Source organism: Paenibacillus sp. P4_A7 (assembly GCF_056402455.1).
Window position 1 is genome coordinate 1 of sequence record NZ_JBFUHJ010000800.1, and the last position, 1,169, is coordinate 1,169.

General features: G+C 43.6%; 2 protein-coding genes. Both read right to left on the reverse strand.

Going from position 1 to position 1,169, the window contains the following annotated elements; genetic code table 11:
* Positions 1 to 89: 89 nt before the first annotated feature.
* Positions 90 to 692 carry an SMC-Scp complex subunit ScpB gene (gene scpB, locus AC1DWN_RS34095; protein WP_477563240.1) on the reverse strand — a complete coding sequence of 201 codons (603 nt, stop codon included), beginning with the start codon at positions 690 to 692 and terminating at the stop codon, positions 90 to 92.
* On the reverse strand, positions 661 to 1,169 hold a 509-nt coding region (locus tag AC1DWN_RS34100), incomplete at its 5' end, for a segregation and condensation protein A (protein WP_477563241.1). The genes scpB and AC1DWN_RS34100, both read right to left, overlap by 32 nt.

Below are 1,169 nucleotides of genomic sequence, written 5' to 3' on the forward strand. Positions count from 1 at the left end.
TTATCCAACCGTAAGGGTAACTGAGCACCATGATGCTTCCTCCGTTTCCCTCATATGGGTTGTATATAGTATGACCCGGCGGTCAAATCTCATTCTTTTATTTCTTCAAACGTCATTTGTCGACCATCGAGACGCTCAAAAAGCAACTGTGTCTGTTCGGCTAAAGCTTCGTCTACATCGACATGTCCTGGTTCAGGCAGTTCACGAATAGATGGCAATCCAAAATAATCTAAAAATGATTTCGTTGTTCCATACAAAATCGGTCTGCCAATCGCATCGGCGCGGCCCACTTCTTCAATCAAGTCTTTCGATACTAGCGATGCAATGGCTCTATCACTCTTTACACCACGTATTTCTTCGATTGCGACCCTTGTAATCGGCTGCTGATAGGCTACAATAGACAACGTTTCAAGCGCGGCTTGAGATAATTGTGCACGCGTTGGCGTATAAGCCATTCGTTCAAAATAAGGTGCATGCTCCGGATGAGTCGTTAGTCTATAGGAGGCTGCTACCTCAGCTATTTGTACTCCCCTGCCTTCACGTTCCAAATCACGCTGCAAATCGTAAACCAAGTCTGACGCAAGATCAGAATCCAGTTCTAATATATCAGCGAGCTGCCTCTTTGTAAGTCCTTCATCGCCTGCCATGAAAAGCAGACCCTCAATAATTGTCTTCAACTTCTGATAATCCACTTTGCGAAGTTTCCCCTCTCCAATGGATGACGATATCATCAAACAGCTGATGCTGGAAGCATCGAATATGCTTCATTTTCATCAGTTCTAATATAGCCAAGAAAGTTACAACAATCTCATGCCTGTCTATATTTTCCTTTATGAGCTTGGAAAATCTGACGGTTTCAAATTGCTTTAACACTTCAACTATATCTCTGATACGATCCTTCACAGATATTTCATCACGTTGAATGGTTGAGACTACATTTCGTCTTGCCGCTCTTCCAAGCGCCTTCTGGAATGCAGCCACTAAATCGGAAATATGCAGCCCTTCAACAGGATTAACTTTCTCTTCCTTCATAAATGGACTCATATCTTCGGGCTCTCGTGAATAGACGAGGCTGCGCTCGAATTCCTTCTCACGCAGCTGCTCGGCTATCTGTTTAATTTTACGATATTCAACGAGCTTCTGGATGAGCTCATCTCTTGGATCTAGTC